At 52.8% G+C, this 3,041-nt stretch carries 2 rRNA genes (1 of these 2 cut by a window edge); both read left to right on the forward strand.

Annotated elements, in window-relative coordinates:
* Positions 1-2,765: ribosomal RNA gene (locus tag ACI3KQ_RS15840) — 23S ribosomal RNA — on the forward strand; it begins 48 nt to the left of the window's first position.
* Positions 2,766-2,909: 144 nt separating this feature from the next.
* Positions 2,910-3,024, forward strand: a 5S ribosomal RNA gene (gene rrf / locus ACI3KQ_RS15845).
* The last annotated feature ends 17 nt before the right edge of the window (positions 3,025-3,041 follow it).

A 3,041-nucleotide genomic window follows, 5' to 3' on the forward strand; every position in this document is an offset into this window, starting at 1 on the left:
TGAAGGACGTGGCACGCTGCGATAAGCGTGGGGGAGCTGTGAGCAAGCTTTGATCCCGCGATTTCCGAATGGGTAAACCCACCTTCACCATTTAATCTCTGGTCTGACCAAAATCTTCGGATGGAACGTCAGATTGGCGGTTAAATGGTTGAGGTATCACTAAGCTGAATAAAATAGGCTTTGGTGAAGCGAACCCGGGGAACTGAAACATCTCAGTACCCGGAGGAAAAGACATCAACCGAGATTCCGTTAGTAGTGGCGAGCGAACGCGGACCAGGCCAGTGCCGGTTTCTAAATTAGCAGAACAATCTGGAAAGTTTGACCATAGCGGGTGATAGTCCCGTATGCGAAAATGAGGAAACCGGACTTGAGTAGGGCGGGGCACGTGAAACCCTGTCTGAACATGGGGGGACCACCCTCCAAGCCTAAATACTCGTACATGACCGATAGCGAACCAGTACCGTGAGGGAAAGGTGAAAAGCACCCCGATGAGGGGAGTGAAACAGTACCTGAAACCGGATGCCTACAAGCAGTGGGAGGGTCCTTGAGACCTGACCGCGTACCTCTTGCATAATGGGTCTGTGACTTAGTGTATCATGCAAGCTTAAGCCGTTAGGTGTAGGCGCAGCGAAAGCGAGTCTGAATAGGGCGATTTGAGTATGATGCATTAGACCCGAAACCCGGCGATCTATGCATGACCAGGTTGAAGGTGCGGTAACACGCACTGGAGGACCGAACCGTTCAATGTTGAAAAATTGTCGGATGAGTTGTGCTTAGGGGTGAAAGGCCAATCAAGCCGGGAAATAGCTGGTTCTCCGCGAAATCTATTGAGGTAGAGCGTCGAATGATTGCCGTTGGGGGTAGAGCACTGGATGGTTGCGGGGGTCGCGAGATCTACCAACACTAACCAAACTCCGAATACCAACGAGTCTAGTTCGGCAGACAGACGGCGGGTGCTAAGGTCCGTCGTCAAAAGGGAAACAGCCCTAACCTACAGCTAAGGTCCCCAAGTCATCACTAAGTGGGAAAGCATGTGGAATTTCCAAAACAACCAGGAGGTTGGCTTAGAAGCAGCCATCCTTTAAAGAAAGCGTAACAGCTCACTGGTCTAATTAAGAGATTCTGCGGCGAAGATGTAACGGGGCTAAAGTGATGCACCGAAGCTTAGGGTGTGATCGTTTACGATCACGCGGTAGCGGAGCGTTCCGTAGGCCGTTGAAGCGATCTGGTAATGGGTCGTGGAGGTATCGGAAGTGCGAATGCAGACATGAGTAGCGATTAACAGTGTGAGATGCACTGTCGCCGAAATTCCAAGGGTTCCTGCTTAAAGCTAATCTGAGCAGGGTAAGCCGGCCCCTAAGACGAGCCCGAAGGGGGTAGTCGATGGGAACCACGTTAATATTCGTGGGCCTGGAGGTGTGTGACGGATGGCGTAACTTGTCTGGCCTTATTGGATTGGTCCAGGCAGGGAAGTTGTCCCAGGAAATAGCCCCTCCGTATAGACCGTACCCTAAACCGACACAGGTGGAATGGTAGAGTATACCAAGGCGTTTGAGAGAAGTATCCTGAAGGAACTCGGCAAATTGCCTCCGTACCTTCGGAAGAAGGAGGCCCCACATGAAGGCAACTTTTTGTGGGGGGCACAGGCCAGGGGGTAGCGACTGTTTAGCAAAAACACAGGGCTCTGCTAAGTCGGCTTCAAGACGACGTATAGGGCCTGACGCCTGCCCGGTGCCTGAAGGTTAAGAGGAGGAGTGCAAGCTCTGAATTGAAGCCCAGGTAAACGGCGGCCGTAACTATAACGGTCCTAAGGTAGCGAAATTCCTTGTCGGGTAAGTTCCGACCTGCACGAATGGCGTAACGACTTCCCCACTGTCTCCAGGATATGCTCAGCGAAATTGAATTCTCCGTGAAGATGCGGAGTACCCGCGGTTAGACGGAAAGACCCCGTGCACCTTTACTGCAACTTCAGAGTGGCATTAGGAAAGAGCTGTGTAGCATAGGTGGGAGGCTTTGAAGCGATGACGCCAGTTGTCGTGGAGCCATAGGTGAAATACCACCCTGCTGTTTTCTGATGTCTAACCTCGTACCGTTATCCGGTACAGGGACCCTCTGTGGTGGGTAGTTTGACTGGGGCGGTCGCCTCCTAAAGAGTAACGGAGGCGCGCGATGGTGGGCTCAGGACGGTTGGAAACCGTCTGTTAGAGTGCAATGGCATAAGCCCGCCTGACTGCGAGACTGACAAGTCGAGCAGAGACGAAAGTCGGTCATAGTGATCCGGTGGTCCCTCGTGGAAGGGCCATCGCTCAACGGATAAAAGGTACGCCGGGGATAACAGGCTGATGATTCCCAAGAGCTCATATCGACGGAATCGTTTGGCACCTCGATGTCGGCTCATCACATCCTGGGGCTGGAGCAGGTCCCAAGGGTTTGGCTGTTCGCCAATTAAAGTGGTACGTGAGCTGGGTTCAGAACGTCGCGAGACAGTTTGGTCCCTATCTGCCGTGGGCGTCGAAATTTGAGAGGAGTTGACCCTAGTACGAGAGGACCGGGTTGAACATACCTCTGGTGTACCTGTCGTCCTGCCAAGGGCGCAGCAGGGTAGCTATGTATGGACGGGATAACCGCTGAAAGCATCTAAGCGGGAAGCCTCCCTCAAGATAAGATTTCATCGAGCCGTCGTAGACCACGACGTTGATAGGCCGGATGTAGAAGTGTGGTAACATATGGAGCTAACCGGTCCTAATTGCTCTTTTCGCGCTTAAATGGTTCTCACGAACCATGGAGTCCCACCATCAATGACAGTGCTGGCAACAGCATGGCGTCAGCGATGTGGTGATGAACAACGCCAGACAAAAGAATTTGCACGGAAAAAACATCGATTAAAACCCAAAGCGCAAGCTTCATTGCTTGGTGACCATAGCGTCTGTGACCCACCCGATCCCATCCCGAACTCGGCCGTGAAACCAGACTGCGCCGATGGTACTGTGGCTCAAGCCCCGGAAGAGTAGGGCGTCGCCAGGCATTGAAGCTTGCGCTTT

This window comes from Sphingobium sp. ZW T5_29 (assembly GCF_044987515.1).
Classification (GTDB): Bacteria; Pseudomonadota; Alphaproteobacteria; order Sphingomonadales; family Sphingomonadaceae; genus Sphingobium.